At 46.6% G+C, this 23,759-nt stretch carries 19 protein-coding genes; 9 read left to right on the top strand and 10 right to left on the bottom strand.

Annotated features, from left to right (window positions below):
• Positions 1 to 11 precede the first annotated feature (11 nt).
• From ssnA to mocA, 3 genes are all read right to left on the bottom strand, one after another.
• Complete coding sequence (gene ssnA / locus MD588_RS20535) at positions 12 to 1,340, bottom strand: putative aminohydrolase SsnA (protein ID WP_265699559.1); 1,329 nt, start codon at positions 1,338 to 1,340, stop codon at positions 12 to 14.
• A gap of 14 nt (positions 1,341 to 1,354) precedes the next feature.
• Positions 1,355 to 4,471, bottom strand: coding sequence for a putative selenate reductase subunit YgfK (ygfK, locus tag MD588_RS20530; RefSeq protein ID WP_265699558.1), 3,117 nt, complete (start codon positions 4,469 to 4,471; stop codon positions 1,355 to 1,357).
• Between the two features lie 491 nt (positions 4,472 to 4,962).
• The gene (gene mocA, locus MD588_RS20525) at positions 4,963 to 5,565 is read right to left on the bottom strand and encodes a molybdenum cofactor cytidylyltransferase (RefSeq protein ID WP_265699557.1); all 603 of its coding nucleotides are present in this window, start codon (positions 5,563 to 5,565) and stop codon (positions 4,963 to 4,965) included.
• 85 nt (positions 5,566 to 5,650) lie between these two features.
• On the opposite strand from mocA, the gene yqeC reads away from it, so the two are divergent.
• The 4 genes from yqeC to MD588_RS20505 all read left to right on the top strand — a co-directional run bounded on the left by yqeC (position 5,651) and on the right by MD588_RS20505 (position 9,329).
• A complete protein-coding gene (gene yqeC, locus MD588_RS20520) occupies positions 5,651 to 6,490 on the top strand; it encodes a selenium cofactor biosynthesis protein YqeC (RefSeq protein WP_265699556.1) in 840 nt (279 codons plus the stop codon).
• Positions 6,491 to 6,520: 30 nt separating this feature from the next.
• The gene (gene yqeB / locus MD588_RS20515) at positions 6,521 to 8,119 is read left to right on the top strand and encodes a selenium-dependent molybdenum cofactor biosynthesis protein YqeB (protein WP_265699555.1); all 1,599 of its coding nucleotides are present in this window, start codon (positions 6,521 to 6,523) and stop codon (positions 8,117 to 8,119) included.
• A 131-nt stretch (positions 8,120 to 8,250) separates the two neighbouring features.
• Entirely contained in the window at positions 8,251 to 8,697 is a 447-nt protein-coding gene (locus tag MD588_RS20510) for a MauE/DoxX family redox-associated membrane protein (protein ID WP_265699554.1), read from the top strand.
• A gap of 68 nt (positions 8,698 to 8,765) precedes the next feature.
• On the top strand, positions 8,766 to 9,329 hold the full coding sequence (locus tag MD588_RS20505; protein ID WP_265699552.1) for a rhodanese-like domain-containing protein: 564 nt from the start codon (positions 8,766 to 8,768) through the stop codon (positions 9,327 to 9,329).
• A gap of 89 nt (positions 9,330 to 9,418) precedes the next feature.
• On the opposite strand, the gene MD588_RS20500 is transcribed toward MD588_RS20505, so the two are convergent.
• Positions 9,419 to 9,868, bottom strand: coding sequence for a hypothetical protein (locus MD588_RS20500; RefSeq protein WP_265699551.1), 450 nt, complete (start codon positions 9,866 to 9,868; stop codon positions 9,419 to 9,421).
• Positions 9,869 to 10,603: 735 nt separating this feature from the next.
• Entirely contained in the window at positions 10,604 to 11,416 is an 813-nt protein-coding gene (locus tag MD588_RS20495) for a DUF4037 domain-containing protein (RefSeq protein ID WP_265699550.1), read from the bottom strand.
• Between the two features lie 328 nt (positions 11,417 to 11,744).
• On the opposite strand from MD588_RS20495, the gene MD588_RS20490 reads away from it, so the two are divergent.
• From MD588_RS20490 to MD588_RS20470, 5 genes are all read left to right on the top strand, one after another.
• Positions 11,745 to 12,278, top strand: coding sequence for a DUF2975 domain-containing protein (locus MD588_RS20490; RefSeq protein ID WP_265699549.1), 534 nt, complete (start codon positions 11,745 to 11,747; stop codon positions 12,276 to 12,278).
• Positions 12,279 to 12,288: 10 nt separating this feature from the next.
• On the top strand, positions 12,289 to 12,510 hold the full coding sequence (locus MD588_RS20485; protein ID WP_265699548.1) for a helix-turn-helix domain-containing protein: 222 nt from the start codon (positions 12,289 to 12,291) through the stop codon (positions 12,508 to 12,510).
• A 598-nt stretch (positions 12,511 to 13,108) separates the two neighbouring features.
• On the top strand, positions 13,109 to 16,327 hold the full coding sequence (locus MD588_RS20480; protein WP_265699547.1) for a molybdopterin cofactor-binding domain-containing protein: 3,219 nt from the start codon (positions 13,109 to 13,111) through the stop codon (positions 16,325 to 16,327).
• Positions 16,324 to 16,812 carry a (2Fe-2S)-binding protein gene (locus MD588_RS20475; RefSeq protein WP_265699546.1) on the top strand — a complete coding sequence of 163 codons (489 nt, stop codon included), beginning with the start codon at positions 16,324 to 16,326 and terminating at the stop codon, positions 16,810 to 16,812. Before MD588_RS20480 ends, MD588_RS20475 begins: the two co-directional genes overlap by 4 nt.
• Before the next feature lie 74 nt (positions 16,813 to 16,886).
• Entirely contained in the window at positions 16,887 to 18,290 is a 1,404-nt protein-coding gene (locus MD588_RS20470) for a nucleobase:cation symporter-2 family protein (protein ID WP_265699545.1), read from the top strand.
• A gap of 156 nt (positions 18,291 to 18,446) precedes the next feature.
• Here the strand turns inward: MD588_RS20470 and MD588_RS20465 are convergent, their stop codons facing one another.
• The 5 genes from MD588_RS20465 to MD588_RS20445 all read right to left on the bottom strand — a co-directional run bounded on the left by MD588_RS20465 (position 18,447) and on the right by MD588_RS20445 (position 23,730).
• Positions 18,447 to 19,061: a trimeric intracellular cation channel family protein gene (locus tag MD588_RS20465; RefSeq protein ID WP_265699544.1), complete on the bottom strand. Its 615-nt coding sequence runs from the start codon at positions 19,059 to 19,061 to the stop codon at positions 18,447 to 18,449.
• 219 nt (positions 19,062 to 19,280) lie between these two features.
• The gene (locus MD588_RS20460) at positions 19,281 to 20,255 is read right to left on the bottom strand and encodes a formimidoylglutamase (protein WP_265699542.1); all 975 of its coding nucleotides are present in this window, start codon (positions 20,253 to 20,255) and stop codon (positions 19,281 to 19,283) included.
• Between the two features lie 34 nt (positions 20,256 to 20,289).
• Positions 20,290 to 21,024 carry an IclR family transcriptional regulator gene (locus MD588_RS20455; RefSeq protein ID WP_265699540.1) on the bottom strand — a complete coding sequence of 245 codons (735 nt, stop codon included), beginning with the start codon at positions 21,022 to 21,024 and terminating at the stop codon, positions 20,290 to 20,292.
• Positions 21,025 to 21,325: 301 nt separating this feature from the next.
• Positions 21,326 to 21,949, bottom strand: coding sequence for a DUF3157 family protein (locus MD588_RS20450; protein ID WP_265699539.1), 624 nt, complete (start codon positions 21,947 to 21,949; stop codon positions 21,326 to 21,328).
• Positions 21,950 to 22,098: 149 nt separating this feature from the next.
• The gene (locus MD588_RS20445) at positions 22,099 to 23,730 is read right to left on the bottom strand and encodes a methyl-accepting chemotaxis protein (protein WP_265699538.1); all 1,632 of its coding nucleotides are present in this window, start codon (positions 23,728 to 23,730) and stop codon (positions 22,099 to 22,101) included.
• Positions 23,731 to 23,759 lie beyond the last annotated feature (29 nt).

The following is a 23,759-nucleotide window of genomic DNA, read 5'->3' as shown; positions in this document are numbered from 1 at the left end:
GGGTTCTCACATTAGTCTAATTGATCCATGGTTTTCCAAAGACGCTGGGCCACTTTGCTTGCTTCAGCATAAATAGGCGCAACATCAAATGGGAACGCACGATCCTCGTACACAAAACGCCCTTCAACGATCACGCTGTTGACGTTGCCCGCGTTAATACCAAACGCAATGTGACCCGGCAGGTTGTCTGCCACAAATGGCGTCGGGCTGGTGTAATCAAGAATGGTCAAGTCCGCCTTATTGCCAGCATCTAGACGACCGAACTTGGCGCCGAAGTTGCGGGCAAGGATTTCATTACCGTTCCAAAGGCTGCGGGTAAAGCTATCCGGCCACAGCGGACCACCAGCATCACGGTGCTTGAAGAAGGCAAACTTGAGCTCTTCGAACATGTCGGCACCAATGCCGTCGGTTCCCAATGCCAGGTTTTTGAAGCGGGTCAGCTTGTGGTTATAGCCAACATTGTTGTTCATGTTAGAGCGCGCGTTATGAACCAGGAAGCCATCTTTGGCATTCAGGATGTCGATATCACGATCGGATAGGAACAGACCATGTGCCAGCAGGGTCTTTTCATTGATCAGACCGAAACTGTCCAGGCGCTCAACAATATCCTGGCTGTAGTGATGATGACTGTGGGTCACATCGTAACGATCTTCCGCGACATGAACGTGAATACCACGCCCGGTCACCTGTACCGCCTCGGCCATCATTGACAGCCCTTCGTTGGTCACCGTAAATGGTGCGTGGGCACCGATATGAGCTTCCACCAGATATGGCTCGATACCTTCGGCTTTAGCCCGGTCAATCTGCTGGGCAAAGGCAATGTTTTCTTCAACACCCGCCATCATTTCTTTCATGCCACCATTACGATCAGTGGTTTCGTAGCAGGTCATACCGCGTAGGCCTGCTTTCAAAAAGCCTTTTCGCAGGGTATTAAGTGAGCCGGCAATGTAATTTGGCGAAGCATGATGGTCGATCACCGCCGAACAGCCGTTCTTAATCGCCTCCAGCGAGCAGATCAGGCCACTGTAGTAAAGCGCTTCTTCGTCAAGGGCGCGGTCCATCCGCCACCAAAGGTTCTTCAGAATCGAGATGAAATCCGGGCTCGGTTTGATATCGGCCATAATGCCGCGCGCCAAACCTGAGTAGAAGTGGTTGTGCGAGCAGACAATACCCGGCATGACCAACTTACCCTTCATCTCCTTGATGGTGGCATCAGGATATTTAGCCGCCAAATCTGAGCCAACTTCCTTGATCACACCGCCATCAATAACGATATCAACGCTTTCTTTGATCAGTGCAGGTTCAAACTGCACTGCCGTTGCATTTTTAAGTAATAACATTCCTGACTCCTCACCTATACATCCACTTTGCCAAGAAGATAACGATGATTTGCATGCACATAGCTGATCATGGTTGCTTCATCTGCCATCGACTCAGGCATATCCAGTTCGCTTTGCTCATTAATGCTGAAGGTATATGTTTCGCCCTGAGTGCGGACAAGTACTTCTTCGCCTTCGATGTAGAAACCAGAATTGGTGCTGTCGGCAAAGTCACCACGCAGGTTGAAGATGGTGAACTTGTCTTTGTACGGTTTGCTGTCCCATGGACAGAACTGGGCACAGTTGCCACATTCGTTACAGTAGGCGTCAATATGCAATGTCTGGTACTGATCTTTAAAACCAGGAATTGGCAATGAAATATTGGCGCGGTTCGGACACACATCCACACACTTGCTACAGATATACGAACATTCCAAACAACGTTTTGCTTCTTGCTCGATAAAGTCTTCTCGATCGGCTTCTTCAAGCTTGTTCGCGCTGATCATCTTGACCTGAATATCACCTTTACGGGCGTAAACGGCCTCAGCCTTCACGTCTGAAGAAACTTCTTGCGGCTGATCCAATTGAGCTTCGCGCTCCAGAATTGCAGTAGCCGCTTTACGGCCACCAGAAATGGCAGAAACAATCGAAGAAGGGCCAGTTTGGGCATCACCCATCAGGAAGACATTCTCAACTGCGGTCTCGCAAGTCTTCGCATCGACAGCCGGCCAGCCATCTTCACCCATCGGAATACCGATACGGCTCAGTACGTCACGGTTAGACTGTTCACCAACAGCGGTTACCAGTGCATCTACCTGAAGCTCAACGGTCTTGTCGGTAGCCACCGGACGGCGACGGCCTTTCTCGTCTGGCTCGCCCAGCTCCATCACACGGGCTGTCAGCTTGCCATCAGCATCGAACTGCTCAGGGTTGGTCAGGAACATGAACTGAACGCCATCTTCCACAGCTTCTTCGTACTCTTCCTTGTACGCAGGCATTTCAGCAATCGTACGGCGGTACAGGATTGTAACTTTCTCGACACCGTCAACCTTAAGGGCGGCACGGGCACTATCCATCGCTGTGTTACCGGCACCGACAACAGCTACATGCTTGCCAAGTTCCAGCTTCTCACCATCGTTAAAGCTGCGGAGGAATTCGAGCGACTTGAACACCTTGGTATTATCACCTGACAGTGAAATCGGATTGCCTTTATCAGCACCTATACCCAGACAGATATACTTAAAGCCGCTAGACTTCAGTGTTTCCACAGTCATATTCGGATTACAGCCGTACTCAATATGAACGCCGTGATCTTTAACGAAATCAATATCGTGCTGGATCACCTCGGCTGGAATACGGAACTGAGGGATGATGTTCTTCACTACACCACCGGCATTGTGCTCTTTCTCAAACACGGTGACAGGGTGACCGGCACGTGCCATAAAGTAAGCTGCAGACAAGCCTGCAGGACCGGCACCAATTACCGCAACAGGGTGCTTGGCTTTGTCCATATCCGGCTCATGCCACTTAGCCTTGTAGCCATCCCAGCCTTTCGCCAGTGCAATTTTCTTCATTTCACGGATGTTCAGCGCACCTTCGTAGTCACGACGGGTACAGTTGTACTGACACTGGTGATCACAGATGTGGCCGGTAATTGCAGGCAGAGCATTACGCGAGTAAATCACTTCCAGTGCTTCGGTGTATTTATGTTCACCCATCAGACGAATATACTCAGGAATATCCTGGCTGATAGGACAGGCTGTCACACATGGCGCAACATAGCAGTCGGTAAGCGGCACGGCTTTCTTAACACTGATCTCTTCCGGACCACGCCACTCTTTCTGGACGTAGTCCGCCACCAACGATTTCGCCGCCAATGCTTCTAGTTTAACCAGGTCAACTTTCTGCATGCCCCACTCTTCACTGGTTTCCAGCTCTTGAGCACAATCGGCCAAACGTAGGTAACCACCCGGCTTGAGCAGATCCGTTGCCATGGTAATTGGACGAATACCGGTTTCGAATATCTCTTTGATGTTGAACTTGCTCGCACCACCTGAATATGAGATCGGTAATGTGCCATCAAATTCACGAGACAGTTCTAGCGCAACATTAATTGATAACGGGAACAGGGCACGGCCAGACATGTACATTTCTTTATCAGGCAAGCGGCCCTTGCGGTTTAGCGTGCCAAGGGTATTGGTTAGCTTAACCCCGAAACCAATGCCTTTTTCTTTGCCGAGATCCACCAGGCGGTGCAACATCGCCTTGGCGTCATCAATCTGAAGGTCGTGGCTAAATGACTCTTCGCTCAACGCAACGTAGTCAAAACCAGCGTTATCGAGAATGCCGCGAACACGCTCAAAGCCCAATAACGTTGGGTTTAGTTTAACAAAGGTATTGATACCCTTCTCTTCGATCATGTAGCGGCAAATAGCTTCGATTTCGTTCGGTGGGCAACCATGCATGGTAGAAAGCGTCACACCACGGGTTAGCTGAGTAGGGATGGTTTCAGACAATTTATTGAGGCGCTCGATGCGATGCTCAAAACCGAACTCTTTTACAAACTCAGGATCGGCGATAAAAGCGTTAAGTTCGGCGATATAGGCATGGAAGTTTTCATGCTTGCTGGAATCGACCATGTCATCGATGTATTTCTGCATCGGTGCGGTCTGAATACCTGATAAGTCATAGCCAACACTCATATTGAAGATAAAGGACTTCTCTTCCCCCTCACCTCGCGGATCAAACACCTCTTCCAATAAGTGCAGAGCAATCCACGCTTTCAGGTATTCATCATAAGCTTTGATCAGTGTAAATTCCGTCGACCATTCAGTATTGAAACATTCATCTTCTGCATCGATACAAGGCTTAGCGATTTCCAACTGATCCAGTTTCTGAACCGTCTTCAGCTCCATGAAGCGACCACCAGCCAACCAGGAACTGATGATATTTTGTGCCAACTGAGTATGAGGGCCGGCAGCAGGTCCTACTGGTGTTTCGCAGTGCTCACCCCAAACAGATAGGTCTTTTGCATTATCCTTGCGATAGAACTGCTTCGATGGAATCCCAAAAATTGACTTGCTCTCTTTATACTCGCTAAAAATGCGATTGAGTAGCTCGCCAAACGGAACGGGACGCATGATGTCTCCCATGATAAATCTCCTTGATGCTGTTTTTTTCTTGTATTTTCACAGCCAGCACATTTCGTTGTGCAATGCGTAGGGCTCAGACTGTTAGGCCAAAGTAATTAGCCGGGTTACGTCTTGTTGAGCAACTACTGCGCCAAACTTTAAGATCAAGATTACAAAGGGGAAATTCTTGGGTAATTTCGTGACCGATGTCGAAACTAGACACATTTGTGTGAACACACGCAATAGTTTAAATAAGAATAAATAAAATCAGTAACAGTTCCCAAATGCGGATAATTCTTAATACAATGATATTTTCTATCAATTTAATAAATTGCTATCACTTTGATAATGAGAAATATGATAGCTATGATAAATATCACAATTTGAAAATCAAAAAGAAAAATCATGTAAAAAGAAAATGGCCAAAAAATTTAAAGGTCAATTTAAGAACAGTCATGCAGCAATTTTTATTATCGTAATAAAACAAATATCAAATTGATAAAATATAAGTATCAACTCTCACTTTGATACCCCGCATGTGCGCTATCGCACAATTTCCGATAAGCTTGCGGTGTATCTACATCTAGATATATTTCAGGCATGGTCAAACCAACATATTTAACCTCATGATTAAAAATAATCCGCTTCATCTTTCCGGATATACCTGATTGCTGTATTTCCGCAATCAATGTGGACGGTAACAACACCGGATGACCTGGCTTGTCAGGTATACCGGGGAAAACAGTCTGACTTCCTCTTTGCGCCCAGACCTGACGATAAATATCTGAAGTGATACAAGGCATATCACCATGACAAATAAAAAAATGATCCGTTTCTACCGCACTAACACCTTGCTGAATAGAGCTGAACATCCCGCTCTCGAAGTGAGCATTCACCACCATCTTAACACCTTGTTTTAGCTTATATCTCTCGACAAGCTCATTACTTCTGTAACCTGCAACCAAAATCACCCTTGAGCAAAACCGAAGTGCATTTTCGATACTCGCATCAAGGATTGTTTGGTGCCGGTAAGGTAGCATCATTTTCCAGTCCCCCATCCGGGATGACAGGCCTGCAGCTGGCATAACACAGTCAACATATTCGGGTTGATTCATTCTTTCACTCACTTCGTTAATCGGATTAAGCCGTACTCTCGTAATGACGATGAAATGACAACGACAGACAATAAATAGAGGTAATATGAAGCTAAATAGAGCTCACCATCCATTCTGTCAGGCTCAGTTCGAGCTCTCGATGGCCATGCCATTTGTCATTTCACTTGTTGGTGGAGGTGGTAAAACATCTACCGCTTTCTGGCTCGCCGAGCAGTTCAAACAGCAAGGTCATTGCGTATTAGTCACGACGACGACAAAAATGTACTTGCCTGAAGAAAATCAGGCTGATCATTTTATTTATGACAACCAACATAACACATCACTAATAGCACAACTTAAAAATAAGTTATCAGATCAAAGCATCACTTTTTGCTATAAAAACATTATCAACAGCAACAACAAAAACACAAAAAATAAAGTGTCTGGAGTCACAAGTGAGCTTATTGACGAATTAAAAAGTGATTGTCCTTTCACAGTTTTAATTATTGAAGCAGATGGCGCTAAATGTTTGCCAATAAAGGCCCCCAACGGGCATGAGCCTTGCATTCCAATTAGTTCGGATATGGTTATCGGTGTGACCGGTGCAGAAGTTATTCATACTCAGGCAGAGCCCGAGAGAATTCATCGATGGAACACTTTCTCTGCACTTACCCAATGCGTTGCTGGTGACAGCATTGATCACCGCGTACTGGGAAATTTGATTGAACATCCACAAGGAATGTTTAAGCAAGCACAAAAGCAGGCCATCAAGATTTGGTTAATAAATAAAATCGACCTTGCGCCCAACTACTCATCGTTACAACAGTTGGCCAAACAGGTGATGACTCAAACCAACCAACTTGATGCCATCTGGCTTGCCGCGATGAACAGTCAGACACCGATTAAAGAAGTACTGATAAGGCATGAGGAACCAATGGAGTCCTAGCCTTGTTGTGAGACATTGAGGTCACGATTAATGAACATTTTTGCCAAGGCAGCACAACTCGAAGAAGAAAACATCCCTTTTGCCCTCGCCAACATTATTGAAACCCGAGGCTCTGCGCCGCGTCACTCGGGACAGATGATCGTCAAGGGAGATGGCTCAATCATCGGTACCGTCGGGGGCGGGATGATTGAACGCTATGTCATCGAGCAATCGCTTGAAGCCCTGCAAGAAAGAAAGGCGCGGGTGGTAAAAGGTCGCATGACCCGTTCGGGCCCCGAAGCGATGGGGATGGACTGTGGCGGTGCCATGAGCGTTTTTATTGATGTCTACGGCCTGCGCCCTAGCCTGATTCTGATCGGTGCTGGCCATGTTAACCGCGCCGTTGCCCATGCCGCCCATGTTTTGGGGTTTGATATTACCGTTGCCGACGCCTACGCCGACAGTCTGGCAGAAGAGCATTTCCCGACCGGCACCAAACGGGTGCTAGGCAAGAATATGGAAGATGCCATTGATAAGCTGGATATCACCAAAGAAAGCTTTGTTGTTATTGCCACCAATCACCAAGATCAGGATGCTATTACCAAAGTCGTCGATTGCGATACCAAATACATTGGCCTGATGGCAAGTCGTCGCAAGGTACAAACCCTGTTTAACCACCTGCGTAAATGCAATGTCAGCGAGGCCCACATTCAGGCCATCCATTCGCCTATCGGTTTTAACATCGGTGCCGAAACACCGGACGAAATCGCTATCAGCATCATGGCCGAAGTACTTAAGGTCAAACATCAGACTGCAGGCGGGCTGATGAAAGATGATACCCGACTGAATCGCAACAAGTTGGTACTGATCCGCGGCGCTGGTGATATCGCAACCGGTGTTGCGGTCCGCCTGCACAATGCCGGATTTAAAGTGGTAATGACCGATATTGCTCAGCCAACCGTCATTCGCTGCAGCGTATCATTCGCACAGTGTCTCTACGGAGAGCCATCCGTCGTTGAAGGTATTACGGCCCAGAAAGCCAAGAGCTGCGAGGAAGTCTTCAAGCTGCTCGATAACAAGCAGATCCCGGTAATGGTGGATGAAGACTGCTGCTCGCTGGAACAACTCAAACCGACCTTCCTGGTCGATGCCATCCTAGCCAAACGTAACCTGGGCACAACTCGAGATATGGCGCCGATCACCATCGCCTTGGGTCCTGGCTTTACTGCCGGTGAAGATTGCGATGCCGTAATCGAAACCAACCGAGGCCATCACCTAGGCCGTGTGATCTACAATGGAGCGACACAGCCCAATACAGGTATTCCCGGCAATATTGCAGGTTATACCCATCAGCGAGTATTACGGGCATCATGCAGCGGTGTCATGCACAACCACGTCAAGCTCGGAGATATCGTAGAGGAAGGCGACGTGATCGCCCATGTCGGAGATACCCCGGTCGTCGCCCCGCTAGGCGGTATGGTGCGTGGCCTGCTCAATAACGGCTTATCCGTCACGGAAGGTTTTAAAATTGGCGATATCGATCCACGCGGTATCGAAGCCGATTTCACCACGGTCTCCGACAAGGCGAGAGCCATCGGCGGCAGTGTACTCGAAGCGATGCTTCATCTGGAGCATACCACCTTGAATTAATTCATTATCAACAGGCCAGTAGGCATCCCTGTCAGCCTGTGGCAACACAGCAGGTATGTCAGGACATCGATATCATGGCTGTAAGTCGATACTTTTTCGGTAAACAGCCATCAAAGGAAGTGAGTAGCGCTATGAAAACACGAGGATATGTTCATCATTTCATTACCAGTTTCGTGCTTATGTCAGCAGCAGCTGTCGCCTTGAAGGGCTTTTTCCTTCCCGAGCAAACTGGTCTGTTATTGCTTGATACCGGATTGGTTCCGGCCATGTACACCGATGTAATCGCCTTCGCCCTCCCCCTTGCCATCGCAGTTTGTGCCCTGCTGGCTTTTGTCGAATTAACCTCCATCGTGCCTGTTGTTGTTTGCTTCAGCCTATATACCCTGCTCTCAGGCATTGCTCTTTTTCAAGGACTGCACTTCGACTGCGGATGCTATCTTCCGGGATCACTGGAATCAGAAGTGTATAGTGAGCTGGAGCCGCAATTTATTGTACTGCTGTGCGTAACCCTCATCACTGCCGGGCTGCATTTCTTTAACACCCGCCACCCGCTTCATACCACCACGCACCTTGCATAGCTACCTCTTCACCTTTAATTCTTTTCGCCACTGTTTAGTGGCGAATAACCACATATAAGGATCATTTCATGCTGTTCAATAAATATCGCCTTCATCATCCGCGCCGCAGCTTCTGGCTAAATGCATTCATTCTTTGCGCAGGGCTGCTAATTTTACCGCTAACTGCCAACGCCGGCCTGTTTAGTAATAAGTTCAAGACCGAGGTGCAAACCGAGCAGGTTGCTATCAAATTGCATAACGATACATTGGCCGGAGGCTATCAGCTAATTGATACTCAAGGTGTGAAAGCGTTACTTGATAACAAAAGCGATGTCGTTATCGTTGATGCGATGCCCTACAGAGACAGCTATCAAAAAGAGCATATTCCGAGCGCGTTGCAATTCGAGTTTCCTATCGCTGACATGCCAGAGTGGGCTACCAGCCAAACGAGTGACAAGACCAAATTCAGTTTTACCCAGCTTCTGGGCCCAGACAAAGACAAAACGCTGGTATTTTACTGTGGTTTTGTAAAATGTGGTCGTAGCCACAATGCGGCGGCTTGGGCAGTTAAGCTAGGTTATAACAATGTTTTTCGCTACCCAGGCGGTATCTATGCTTGGAAAGGGGCTGGCTTCGAAACAGAAAGTGAATAACACCGTATCTCTAAACCGGACTGAAGTCCGGTTTTCTTTTTCAAACACTCATTGATACGACTGAATGGTATATCTATTCAACAAGTAGATTAAAATGAAATTTGTGAATCCAGTGTGATAACCATATTGTAGTTTTTTGTATCGACTAAACCGACAGGTACGATACCAACATTCAGGCTAAAACGGTTCATTGGCACCAATCTGAAGTAAGGCTGCACTAACGGCACAATATCCATACCAGTTTCTTCCTTGTACCCCGATGCACCACCAAGGCGTATGCCTAGACCCAAATATGAGGTAACGCCATACTCGAACGCCTTATATGCCGCGAAACTCTGCCGACTGTGACTGTTCTCGAAGCTAATCACGCCATAGCCATCATACTCGCCACCAACACCCAAATTCGTCTCATTTAATTGAATACACTGGTTATTTCCGCAAAAATAGTGCTTACTTACCAAAGGTAATGTCACGCGAAAGTCACTGCCGATAGCCGAAAGGGAAGCAAAAGCGAATAATATCGCGAATGCAAACTTCATTGTCATTTCCTGTTATTTTGTAAATATACGTTTTATACACATCCACTCGCCTTAATGGATAAACCATTAAGGAACAATTAATTAGGTATATACTTAGGTTTATATATTATTTTATATGTAGCTCTGCATACATTTAAGCCTAATAATATAGGCATTACATTCTACTGAGTTCGTATTTACATTCCTTTGTTCAGATGAGTTGTATTTCAATTTAGGCACAAACATTGGAACAACAATAACAGCCAGTCGTTAGATTAATGTTTTACAAGGAGTTATTGTCATTCCTTAACCATCCCCTTATATCAATTAGATGATAGTAAATAATTAGAACCATTTCCCCGAGTCGACATATAATGACAAAAAAACACCTGCAGTCAAATTACTCCTGATAAAAATGAGCAGTTTATTCTATCAAAAACATGAAGCTCTAATAAAAGCAGCTATAAGCATCTGAATAAAATACCTTTTATTTAAAGGTGTTTTCTTATTATTTTTCTTCATAATTTCAGCATCCAATCAATTATAAAACACGGAGCATAGCGTTGAACATTATGAACGTAATCGTAATATGAGTCGTCATAAAATAAAGGGGGAAACACCAGCAAGGCTGAAGCAGTAGGGGCTAACCGTTCAGCCCCTGGTAAGCCATTCTCAGCCATTTACAACGGGGAGAAATCTCAGCCGCCAAAAATCAATCTAAATATTGAGTGTTAAACAGCTTTCAAAAAACTTATCTTATGATTTAACAAGGAAACCTTCCTTAACCAGGAGAGAGGTTAAATGCTCGATTGCTTGATCAATTACACTCAATATCTCGTCACTTTCTTGTCCAACCTGAAAAATTAGATCCTTCATATTTTTCTCAAATAACACAGGTAATTTAATGCAATTTGAATTAGCCTGATCTATTAATTTCTTTTCTCCAGGATGAGGGCATTCATTAATTGCAAACAAGATATCAAAATAACTTGCCAAAAACTCAGCAACTCGGTGGTTAACGCTAATGAAATCATTTCGTTTAATCGCCTTACTAATTTGATTCCGATAAGCAGGCATATTTTTGCTAAGTAGTGGATAGTTCTTATTAACAATATTGCGTATTAACTCACTCGGGTATTTAATGGAATATTTTTCTTGTAATGTTCTTGCACTCCCTTTCGGATCATAAATAATTTTTGAATTTATCAAGTTAGACCAAAAACAAGTGCTATAACCAGTACTTGCCTGATGTTGGTAAAGCACACGCTCCAGTTGTTCATCCAACCAATTGAGGTCACGATATATTAGTTCAATCTCGGTTCCGTCATTCAAGATGCCATCATCCTCGGTTTCCCAAAATTGATTATTAATTTCCATGTAGGAACAATACTTCGCAGTGATTTCTTCACGTATTGATAATGGAATTTCGGCGTTCGCATAGATATAGACATCATAGTCAGACAAAGCATCATCGGTATTTACCGCCCGTGAGCCAGCCAGTAATATAGCCTCGACTTCAGGCTGTACTGACAAACTACGCATCAACTCATCAAAGCAAGAGCTGCCCATTTAATTCTCCTTTTCCTATTTATTGCTTATTACGGACACCAGTCACTATTTCAATAAGTTATGTATTGTTATCAAATTGATATAGGTTCATCCGTGCTCCAACGACGCACAGAATAACGGGAACAATATGCACAATATGTGCGCTCACTAACGTTAGTTACCATTTTGCGAACATCTGCGATCCATCGCATTACGATTTACAACTCTCCACTCAAAACAATTACATACCGTAAAAGACCAAAAACTTATCGAAAATCGATAAGTTTTTATTGAAAAGCTTAAGTTACCATGTCAAGCTAAGCACATATTTTCACAAAGGAAACTAACCATGCCTGTCCAACACAACATTCAAAAACTTAGCCGACGACTACTGGTCGTTCTTTGGGTAATCCTGATATCGACACCAGTTTCGATCTCTTTTCTTTGGTTCTATGGCACTCTCGCCGAGTCTGCCTCTTGGGTAACCATGGAGTTTTCATATGAGATGGACCTGCCTTTCTCTGTAACTCAGACATTAATTGGCTATCCGTTTGTTTTAATTCCGTCTTTGGTTTACACAGCAATCATTTGGCAACTTATTCGCCTGTTTGGCCTATACCGGGCAGGTGACATCTTCACCTTTAGTAATGTTTCCTGCTTCAGAAAAATGGCGAACTTGATGATTGCATCTCCTTTTGTCAGTGCGATATCTGACATCTTGCTAGGGCTTGCACTGTCGATTGGTCAGGAAGACTTTACGACTGGAATTACTATTGATGACAGTGATATGACTCTTTTGGTTGTAGGGCTTATCGTGCGGGCAATCTCGCATGTTATGATGCTGGCAAAAGACATCAAAGAAGAAAATGAGCTAACTGTATAAAGGTAATATCGTGCCAATTATCATTAATTTAGATGTGATGCTTGCGAAGAGGAAAATGCGCTCTAATGAACTTGCTGCCAAAATCGGCATTACAGAGCAAAACCTTTCAGTGTTCAAGAACGGCAGGGCCAAAGCACTGCGTATTACAACCCTTGAAGCCATATGCAAGCATCTTGATTGCCAACCTGGCGACATCCTCGAGTATGTCGAAAGCAGTAGTGGCGAGCAATAACCTATTATTCGGACAATCACGATTTTCTGTAACGCTTACTAGGCTACTAGCCTAGGGTGTGTCCCTTAATTATTTGCACCATCGTTATTGGTTCAAAATTCGTGGTAGCAATCGAAATGGCGATGAACATAGTGGGCCTATCTTCAAGCCATTTTGGGCAGCTAGCGCGGATTTTGACCAACCACAGCACGTAACTATCAAAAAGAGTTGATGAATATCATTTTGATACACACCGATATTAAACCGCTTTCATTTTAATACTGCCCATACTTTCGCTTTGTCGCACGATCACAAATCACTTTATTTGCTCGGGCTCTGATCGTATTTCATCCTGCGATTAGCCGTGAACAATCACTCAATATCTCACCAAGATCACGTTTAACGATATAACCCTCTGATTTTCAGACAAGATGGTCTAAATCCTGCCTAGTGCTCTCTATCGAAGTCGCCACTGGCCTCGAAAAAACACAGCACCGAAGTTTAGCTATTGCTGGTTTACTGAGAGACCAGTGTTTAATCCTCCTCGATGCAGCAATTCAAACCATCAAGTTGTTTGTCATTGGCGTGAGTGAGCAGCCAATGTAAGAGGGAGCAATAAATGACGCGTTTCAACCAAGTAGGTAAGGACCTACCCCGTGTAGACGGCCAGGCCAAGGTTACCGGTCAGGCAATATATGGAGATGATATTAAACTACCCGGTATGCTGTATGGTGTGTGTCGCTATACGGATATTCCCGCGGGTAAAATTTTAAGCATTGACACATCTGAAGCTGACGCCATCGAGGGCGTAGTACGGATTGCAACTTTCAACGACATTCCCGGTGACCCTACCGCCGGGGTAATCATTCGCGACTATCAACCGATCTGCCATGATCTGGTGCGCTATAGCGGTGATGTCATTGCCGTGGTCGCAGCTGAAACCTATGAGGCTGCCTGTCTGGCGGCCGATAAAATAAAGATTGAGTACGAGCCCTTCACGCCGATTAATAATGTGCACGAAGCACTGGAGAGTGACGCAAGGCTGATCCACCCGGCTTCAGGCTCCAACATAGTCGCCGAGCACCACACCAACAAAGGTGATGCCGAGCAGGCTATCGAACAGGCCGATATCGTGATTGAGCGTAACTATCAGGTTGGCTTCCAGGAGCATGGTTACATCGAACCCGAGTCGGTGACTGCCTATCTGGATCCAACAACTCACGATCTTATCGTTACCGGCTCGATACAGAACCCCCACCGCGTTCGCGGCTTCGTCTCCAGCTTCATGGGCATGAATCAAGCCAACGTCAACGTCTGTCGTGCTGTCATGGGCGGCTCATTCGGCGGCAAAGATGATGGTATCGACCACCTAGCCTGCCGGACTGCATTAATGGCAACTCTTACCGGGCGCCCGGTGAAAATCACCTATACCCGTGAGCAGTCAATCATCGAAAGTACGAAGCGCCACCCTTACCACATGCATTACAAAGTTGGCTTTAACCATGACGGCCGTATTCTGGGTATCAAAATCAATATTCTTGCCGATGCTGGTGCTTATGCCGCCTGTACACCCTTTGTCACCTGGCGCTCTGTGGTGCAAGCTGCAGGCCCCTACGATATAGATCATGTCCACGTTGATATTAAAGGGGTTTACACCAACAACAGTATGTCGGGTGCTATGCGGGGATTTGGCTCGCCGCAGATCATTTTTGCCAATGAATCTCTGATGGATGAGATTGCTGATGCCTGTCAGCTTGATCCCATCGCTGTACGGGCTATCAATGCCTTAAAACAAGGCAGCCAGAGTATTACTGGCCAGCACTTCGATAACCACACAGTATCTGCCATTGAAGTACTCAACAAGGCAGCTGTGCAGGCAGAGTTCCAAACCAAGCAAGAACATTACAACCGCTTAAATGCAGGTGCTGAACCGGTTAAGTATGGTGTTGGACTGGCATTGAGCTACCGAGGCTGTTCGATGGGTGCCGAGGGCGTCGATACCTCAAGCGCACTGATCACCGTCAATGCCGACGGCAGTGTTAACGTGTCGACCGGTGTATGCGAAAACGGACAAGGGCTACAGACTACCATGTCGACGATCGCAGCCGAGGTACTGGGGCTGGATTTGGCATCGATCAATTTTGTCGAGCCGCCGACATCACTCATTGCCGATGGTGGCCCAACCGTTGCCTCGCGGGCAACCATGACCGGAGGCAATGCCGTCAAAGATGGCGCAGAAAAAATTAAATCCCGGATCTTTGAGGTAATCAAAACCGATCTGGGGGTGAGCACAATAGAAGAAACATTGTGGGCCAACAACGCAATCCACAACAAACAAGATCCGGCACGCAAGATAAGCTTTGCCGATGCCGCCAACAAAACTAAGTGGGCGGGTGTCAATCTGGCTGCCTATGGCTGGTTCGATCAGCCGGAAATCCATTGGGACGAGGAAAAAGGCTTCGGTTCACCCTACTTTACCTGGGTCTATGGCTGCCAAATCGTCGATCTAAAGGTTGATACCAGCACTGGCAAAGTCGAGCTACTCGACATTACTGCCGTGCATGATGTCGGTCAGGTGATCAACCAGATCGGCTTCGAGGGCCAAGTAGCGGGAGGTATTGCCCAGGGCATCGGCCTCGGTGTACTGGAAGACTACAATATAGAGTACGGCAAGGTGAAGTCTGAGAACCTCGATAGCTACCTGCTGCCGACTATCAAAGATATTCCACCACTAACCATACAAGCCGTAGAAAATGCCGATGCCGGCGGGCCATTTGGTGCCAAGAGCATTGGTGAACCCGCAGCCGAGCTCGCGGCAGCAGCGATCACTAATGCCGTTGCATTTGCCACCGGGACTCGCCATCGCCAGCTACCGCTCACGCTTGAGCAGATATATCTGGGCTACAACCTGAAAAAACCGGCCCGGCAGAGTGAACTAGTTCATGCTTCTGAAGAAAAGAAACAAACCCTGCGACTCAATGGCTTCAGTGTAGTCAACCCTACGTCACTGGATGAGGCTCTTGCTATACTAGCCGATGGCACTGCCACCGCATTGGCGGGCGGTACAGATATTCTGGTACAAGGGCGCCTGCAAAGCACACCTCGCCAACTTATCAATATTGCCGGGCTGGAAGAGCTGTGCCAAATTGAAGAGTCCGAGCACTGTGTCACTATCGGTGGCGGCGTCAACTTCAACCGCCTGACCGAACACCCTGCTGTGAAAGACAACTTCCCGCTCTTGGCCAAGGCATGCCATACCATTGGCTCCAACCAGATCCGCAACCGCGCAACCGTCGGCGGCAATATCGTCAATGCCGCACCGTGTGCCGACTCGGTACCTCCACTGGTGGTTTACGAGGCAGAAGTGGAACTCCGCACCAGCAATACCATCCGCCGGCTGCCTTTGTCGCAGTTTATTACTGGCGGCTACCGGACCGAGCTGCAGCAAGGTGAACTCCTTACCCGTGTGTTCATTCCGAAGCTAGCCCATCCGACCTTCATTCAGAAGTACAGCCAGCTTGGCCGTCGCAATGCCTTGAATATTACCCGCCTGAGCCTGACCTGCCTGATGGATATCAGCGACGATGGCATCGTCCAGCAGTGCCGCTTGGTCGACGGAGCACTATTTAGTAAACCTCAGCGCCTTACTGCGGTAGAAGAGTTGCTTGTCGGCAGCCCTCTGTCGGAACAAAACATCAAACAAGCCAGCCATGTGTTAATGGACATGATTGACAGTGCAATTGGCGGGCGTTGGTCGGCTGTTTATAAGCAACCTGTCTATCTCAATATGTTCCGTGATTTGATGAACGATATTCGAGCTCAAGGAGAAGCACTATGAGTCTGTTGGCAACCAACCTAACCCCGCTGGCGTTAACCGTTAACGGCAAGACTTACCAGCTTCAGGTAGACGGCAATACCCGCCTGTTGGATCTACTGCGCAATGATCTCGGGCTAACCGGAACCAAAGAAGGCTGCGCCGTTGGCGAATGCGGCGCGTGTACCGTAGTGATGAACGGCGATGCCGTCTGCTCCTGTATGGTACTGGCAGCTCAGTGCCAAGAAGCAGAAGTGATCACAATTGAAGGGCTGAAGGAGGATCCCCTTGCCCAGCAACTGCAGCAGTCGTTTATCGAAAAAGGTGGCGTTCAGTGTGGGTTCTGTACCCCAGGGGTACTGATGAGTACCTGGGCTCTGATGAAGAAACACCCCAAACCCGACAATGACGCAATCCTTGATGCCCTCGAGGGAAATCTGTGTCGCTGCACCGGCTACCAGCCCATCCTCAATGCCATCAACGCCGTCATTGAAGATATTGCTCTGTAATTGTCGTTCCCCTGCCTCGGCAGGGGAGCTTGCTAAGTTCCAAATCAAATGCGCATTAGCGTAAGGACAGGATAATGCAATTACTCTATACCCTTAATCAAAAGCCCCCCCAAGGGGTAACGTTCTTTCTCGCACTCCAGCATATGCTGGCCTCCATCGGCGGTATTGTTGCCGTCCCGTTAATCGTCGGTGGTGCAATCGGCCTGCCCGAAGGTGAAGTCGTCACTCTCATCAGTGCCTCGTTGTTTGTTTCCGGTATCGCCACCATCGTTCAGTGTATCGGGGCTGGCCCAGTCGGGATCCGGCTCCCCGTAGTCATGGGATCCAGCTTTGCTTTTCTCGGCACCCTAATAGCCATAGGCCAAACCTCCGGTATGTCGACCATCCTTGGCGCAGCCTTTGTCGGATCCTTCATGGTGATCATTGCCAGCTTCTACATGGAACAGATCCGCAAGCTGTTCCCAAACCTAGTAAGCGGTGTAGTGGTAACCCTCATCGGTCTGACAATTTTGCCTGTCGCTATGAACTGGATTGGTGATGCCCCGGCAGGCGACCCGGATTTTGCCTCATTACCGAAAATCTTTCTTGCCGCCGCATCCTTAGCAGTCGTTATTGGGGTGTCGGTCTTTTGTAAAGGCGCTGTCGCAGCCTCGGCGATTGTGATCGGCCTGGCGGCGGGTTACTTACTCGCTATTCCTATGGGGATGGTAGATTTAACCCAGCTCTATGAAGCACAGTGGGTCGCCTCGCCGGAGCCTTTCAAATACGGCATGACTTTCTCATTACCAGCGATCATCAGTATGACCTTGGTCTATCTGGTGGTGGTAGCAGAAGCAACCGGTGACTTCATGGCACTCGGCAGCAACTGTCATGTCGAGGTATCCGGCAAGGATCTAAAACGTGGTCTGCTCGGTGATGGACTGGGCAGCACCTTCGGAGCCATGCTCTCGGCAATGCCGGTAGCCAGTTTCAGCCAAAATGTCGGGATCGTCGGGATCAGTGGTGTAGCCAGCCGCTTCGTCGTTGCCGTTACCGGCGGATTACTGGTACTTGGCGGCCTGTTCCCGAAACTTGCGGCTCTTGCCGTTACGGTGCCCAAACCAGTACTAGGTGGCGTAGGCTTTGTTATGTTTGGCATGATTGCCTATGCCGGGATCAGGATGCTGCTCAAGGCTGCTGATTCAAGACGTAACGCTCTGGTTGTCTGTGTTGGCCTCGCCTCAGGCTTGGCCGTCACCCTTGAGCCAAGGTTACTACAACATTTCCCTGAAGATTTAAAAATGGTTTTCCACTCAGGGATCACAACCGGTACCCTCGCGACCGTGGTACTGAACCAGTTGTTGCCAAAATCGAAGAAAAAAGAGACATCTGATGAGAACATGACGGCAAAAGGGATTCTTATCAAACCCGACAAACGTGCTGCCCGCCTGCTGCAAGCCAAAGCAAGACGCGCCGAGCAGTTGGCGGCAGGGAAATAACCTGAATATAGGAACTCGCTTAGTAAAAACCGGGCTTTGCCCGGTTTTTTATCATCACCGCAATAGACGGGATATCAGAAGCGGTATCTAGGCCAGTTCGCAACCGGGAAATAGAAGTTGAGCGGCATATGTTTAAGCGGCATTAATCAATCAACATTATTTCAAAATAAAAAAAGCTGGATACCTGATTTTTTTGATAACGACGAACAACCGAACCACTACGATAAACGTCATCGAAATAATTGAAGCAATATAGTCCAGCACCCCCAAGTTACTTATTACGATATATAAACTACTGCCCAAAATAACGGGAGTCGCATAGAGTTCGGTATTGTTAAACATATTTGAACGATGAGCGAGAATATCACGTAGCACACCACCAAATACGGCTGTCACCATACCCATCACAATAGCGACATAGGCGGCATAGCCCTCGGAATATAGTTTTGCTGTCACCAGTACAGAAAACAACGAGACACCGATCGTATCGAACAGGATCACCATCTTTTCAATTTTTGACTTGCGGATTTCAGTGATCAGAAAGAAGCCAACGCAGGCACTTATCAGGGCAACCCAGAAATAAGTAGGATCCCGAATCCAAAATACTTGTTCGGTATTGATAATAATATCGCGTAGTGTTCCGCCGCCTAAGGCTGTCACCCAACCCAGCAGCAAAATACTGACAATATCTTTACCTCTGTTCGACTCAACCAGTACCCCACTGAACGCAAAGGCGACTATACACACCATCTCTAAGACATACGTAAACACAACCACTTCCCTGTTAGTCTCTATTTCCCCAATTTACGCCTCAGCCATAGGCTTGGCAAACCGTCGTTGTGATCACTGGCCAGATTTGAGAATACATAATCCGTTGACGCAAGTCAGAATAGCTAGCCACGCAGATTTACCAATAAAAAAAGACTCCCTACGGAGCCTCAGTCAAATGACTAACTAGGTTAATAAGCAACAAGGTGATAAAGACAAGTTCTAACCATACTTCAGGGTATGTTGAATTAATTTAGCCGCCAGGCGCGCTGTTTGTTTTTGATAATCGTACTCGGTATTGAGTTCGGCAATATCCATAATCCTGACTTTGCCACTTGAAAGAATCTGCTTTAATACCATTTCGACAACAGGAACACTTACCCCAAAAATCCGTGACATATTCACGCCTTCCGCAACAGCAGAGGGAAATACTGCCAGGTCCAAGCTTAAATGAACATGATCCACGCCAGCCAGGAACTCTTCAATTGTCTCTTGTATATGCTTACGGTTTTTAATTTTCATTTGGCTGTCAAGCAACCACTTTGCTTTCAGCTCACACGCATAAGCAAACGTCGCCTGACTATTAATATGATCACAAATTCCCAACCCTAAATATCGGAATTCACGGTTATATTCTTGGCAAAAAGTCGCTATCGAATGAAAAGCAGAACCCGGTTTCACAGACAAGCTACGTTTTAACTCGAAGCTCGCATCAAAGTTAATGATCCCTACCCTGTCCGCACTCGCATTGGGGAGCTGCGCCAAGCCCTCTTTCGTTCTGTCATTTGTCGCCTGATGAACCGTGTCGGACAGAGCCTTATAGCTTCCGATCGCAACTTCATGACCGCCTCCCAACATAATTGGAAAATGCCCAAGCTGAAGGATGGCGCGCAATTTCTGATACTGTGTCGAAAGCATAGTCGTAAAGCTCTCGCCAACAACCTCTTCAACAATACCTGCATCATAGAGAGGTAGATTCGATGAAAACGGCATTGATGCCAGCATATCCAGGATACTATGTGGCCCCTCTTTTGCACCTGTCAGACCACCACTATTTTTCACATTGAGATCACAGGCCAAACCAAGCAACACCGCTCCCCGCTTACGCTGGTTGGCATAAGGCTCAATCACGGCCGCTGGCTTTGAGGTCATCATTCGCTGTGAAGAGAATGAAAACCAACGTCTAATATCCACCATGTTTAAGCCTCCTGCCTGGTCTTACTGTCTGTCTTTATTGTTCGGGTGGCAACACCCTAGCCGCTTGTAATACGGCAAAAATTATTGTGTTTTTTCTTTTAATTACACGGTCTTCCGGCGCCATAATACTGACTGCACCAGCAAGCTTATTGCCGGAAAAAACGGGCGCGCTAACTCCCGACACTCCACGATCAAATTCCGACGTACTGATGGCATAGCCATCGCGTTTAATCTGAGCTAATTCTGCCTGCCAGCTTTCCAATCTCTCGCCTGCTGTTATCCCGAAATGATGCAGCGTCGCCATCACTCTCTGTTCCGGCAAATGCGCCAAGATCACTTTTGACGACGCGCCGCAGATCAATGGCTGACTCTGCCCTTCCTCATAGGCACAGCGTAAAGCATGCGGGCTATCTACTCTCGCTGTACACAGAGCCCTGAAACCAACAGGAACCAGATACGCAGCCATCTCACCAGTTTGTTGCTGCAGTCGCTTCAGTACATGGTGAACTCCACTCGACAATGGCGAAAACATCTGGAAATTTCTAAGAAGCTGCAGTGCCGCCGGTCCAATACTGTAACAACTGTGCCTTGGGCTCTCTTCTATCAAATTCCAGTTTTTCAAAATCACCAAATACCGATACACACTGCTTGTCGGCATACCCGTCTGTTCACTAAGCAACTGAGCAGCCATCGGCTCGGGTGACGAGGCGATGTGCATCAGTACTTGCAACATCTTTTCATTAGAATTTAATTTGTATTTGCATGTCATTGATATCTTCTCCGGACAACGCTATTAACGCCCAGCGACTCTTCACCTTCAATAGTAATTTTCACAATGTAATAATTTATGCATTTAAACTTATATTGATTCTTACATTATAAGAATCAATATCACTATCAATGCCGAGAGTTAATGCATAGCTCAAATCGAGACAAAACATTAGTCCCAAAAAAAGAGCACCGAAGTGCTCTCTTTGTGTGTTCCCAGCCTTGGCTAACATCGCTATGTACAACAGTGCGACAGAATCACAATCAATGAAGACAACGCAGTCAGCTCGTCTGTGCTTCGATTACCAGTACTCGACTTCGATAATATCCGCTTCGATAAAATACCCCTTGGCTTTAGGCAGGGACACCTTTACAGGTTTGCCTCTCTGCTGAGTATTGGGGCGGAAATAGGTTTCAGGCATTCGTTTGACAGAGGTCCAGATTTTATCTTCCTGTCTGGCTAATTCTCGGCCCTGCTCGTTACGGATCGTCACTTGCAAGCTAACTAAAACTACAGATTCTAAGCTCTGGTTAGTGAGTGATGTCGGGATCACCAGCTCGCCATTACTATAACTGGCAGAATGTAAAACAACATCTATACCAGAACGGTTTAGCTGTTGGATGTCTTGGCTTGCTCCCGGGATGAAATGCACTCCCTCGACCTTGGCAGGAACAGCCACTTTAACGGCAGGTGAAACCGCAGCCGCCGTTGCTGCAGCAGCGGCAGGGGTGCTTGCATCAATGGGGGCCTGAACCGCTGTTTGATGCTTACGTTGTTCAACAGGGACAACATACTGCCAGGTAAAGTCATCATGTAATATCACCTGACGGCCATCTTCTAATTGAGCCACCTGAGGCGCAGCCCAAGCATTCGTTGCGATGGCGAATGCCATCAAAGTACCACCTAAACAGGCCAATGGTTTCATCGTTATACCTTTCACTGTCCATATGTAACTAAGATTAAGCATATCAGTATAGTGTTAATGCGCTGGAACATGAATACCTGTTAACTGCTATGCTACAAACGAAAAAGGGCCTTTCAGCCCTTTTAATTTCTCAATCATCTTGATCAGTTTTAACGAAGCTCAAAGAAACGAACCTGCTCCTGAACTTGCTGACTGACTTGATTCATTTCGTTACTGCTGGCGACTGTGTCAGAGGAAATTTGCGCAGCCTTGGTGGATAGTTCCTGAACCACATGCATATTCGTACTGATTTCAGCCGCAACGGAACTTTGCTCTTCTGCTGCGGTGGCTATTTGCTGAGTCTGAACATTAACCTGCTGGATCATTGCCAAAATCTCTTCGATCATCTGATTGCTGGCCACTACACGGTCCTCCGCAGAAGTCGCAATTTCGGTACTAGCCGCCATCATTTGCACCGCGTGCTCACATGCTGAACTCAATTGCGTCAACATTGTTTCAATTTCATTCACCGACGACTGCGAGCGTTGCGCCAAACTTCTTACCTCGTCAGCGACAACCGCAAATCCACGTCCTTGCTCGCCGGCCCTTGCAGCTTCAATGGCTGCATTGAGTGCCAATAAATTCGTCTGTTCAGAAATACCGCGAATAACATCGAGAATACTTTCAATCTTGGTCGACTCATCACGTAACTGCCCAACCACACCCGAGGTTTGATCCAGGTTCTGCACTAATTCGATAACAGCATCTTTAGTTTCAGTCGATGACTCTATACCCTTGTGGGCAAGCGCAGTCATGGTATCTGAAGTATGAGCGGTATCAGATATATTATTGGCAATATCTTTACTGGTAATGGTTAGTTCTTCAATTGCCGTTACAGCCTGAACCGTATTATCAGAAACCTCTACCGACGCATTTTGAATATTACTATTGGCTTCAAGCAGAGATTGGCTATTGTGAGTAACAACCCTTGTTGACTGGCTAATTGCCATCAAGGTGTTGTTCAAATTCTGAATGGTTGTATTCAACGCATCACTAAGCAAGGCAATTTCATCGCCACCCTCAACATCGCAGTGCGTTGTTAATTTTCCCTTCGACAGGTCAACCGCTGCATCTTTTACTCGGTTGATATTGTGGATCATTTTGTTTGAAAACAGCACCGCAATCAACGCGGCAACCAGCAATGCAACCACGATGGAAACATAGAACATTAAATCTGCGTTGCTGATCGATTCGCTAGCTTCTAGATAAGAATCATCAGCATTTTTATTATTCAGCTGTGTAAGTAGTTCAAATTGTTTTTCAAGTTCTACATAAGAATCCCGAAAAGCGGCAAATACCGGGTAAGGGGCTTTGTTATTTTCACTAATCTGCATAGCCTTAATAAAAGCTTGCGACTTTTCTTGAAACGTATTGATTTGGCTCTCAAGTTTATGAATCTGCGCTATCTCACCGGTAAATTCATTCTTTAGATTTTCCATCAATGCTGGCGTTGTTCTGATTGATGAATTGACTTCCTCAATGTAGCCATCGATCTGCTGAGTTAGACCAAGGAGATAGGAGATTTGTAACCCTCTGATATTTAACATTATATCAGTTTGAGTGCTTTTAATATTTTCAAACGATATTGTTACAGAGAAAGTATGGTTATAAAACTGGTTAAAATTATTCGCAACTTTGTTGTTAGCTGATTTTATATAAAACGATGAGAAAATAAAAATTGTTGAAATCAAAAAAATCAAAAACAACAACTTCGCTTTTATAGACAGTTTATTTACATTCATATATTCACACATATTTTTATAATTATGTA

The sequence above is a fragment of the Photobacterium obscurum genome, from assembly GCF_026191635.1.
Lineage (GTDB): Bacteria > Pseudomonadota > Gammaproteobacteria > Enterobacterales > Vibrionaceae > Photobacterium > Photobacterium obscurum.
Note: the sequence above shows the minus strand (reverse complement) of the source record. Positions and strands in the feature narration are given on the sequence as shown.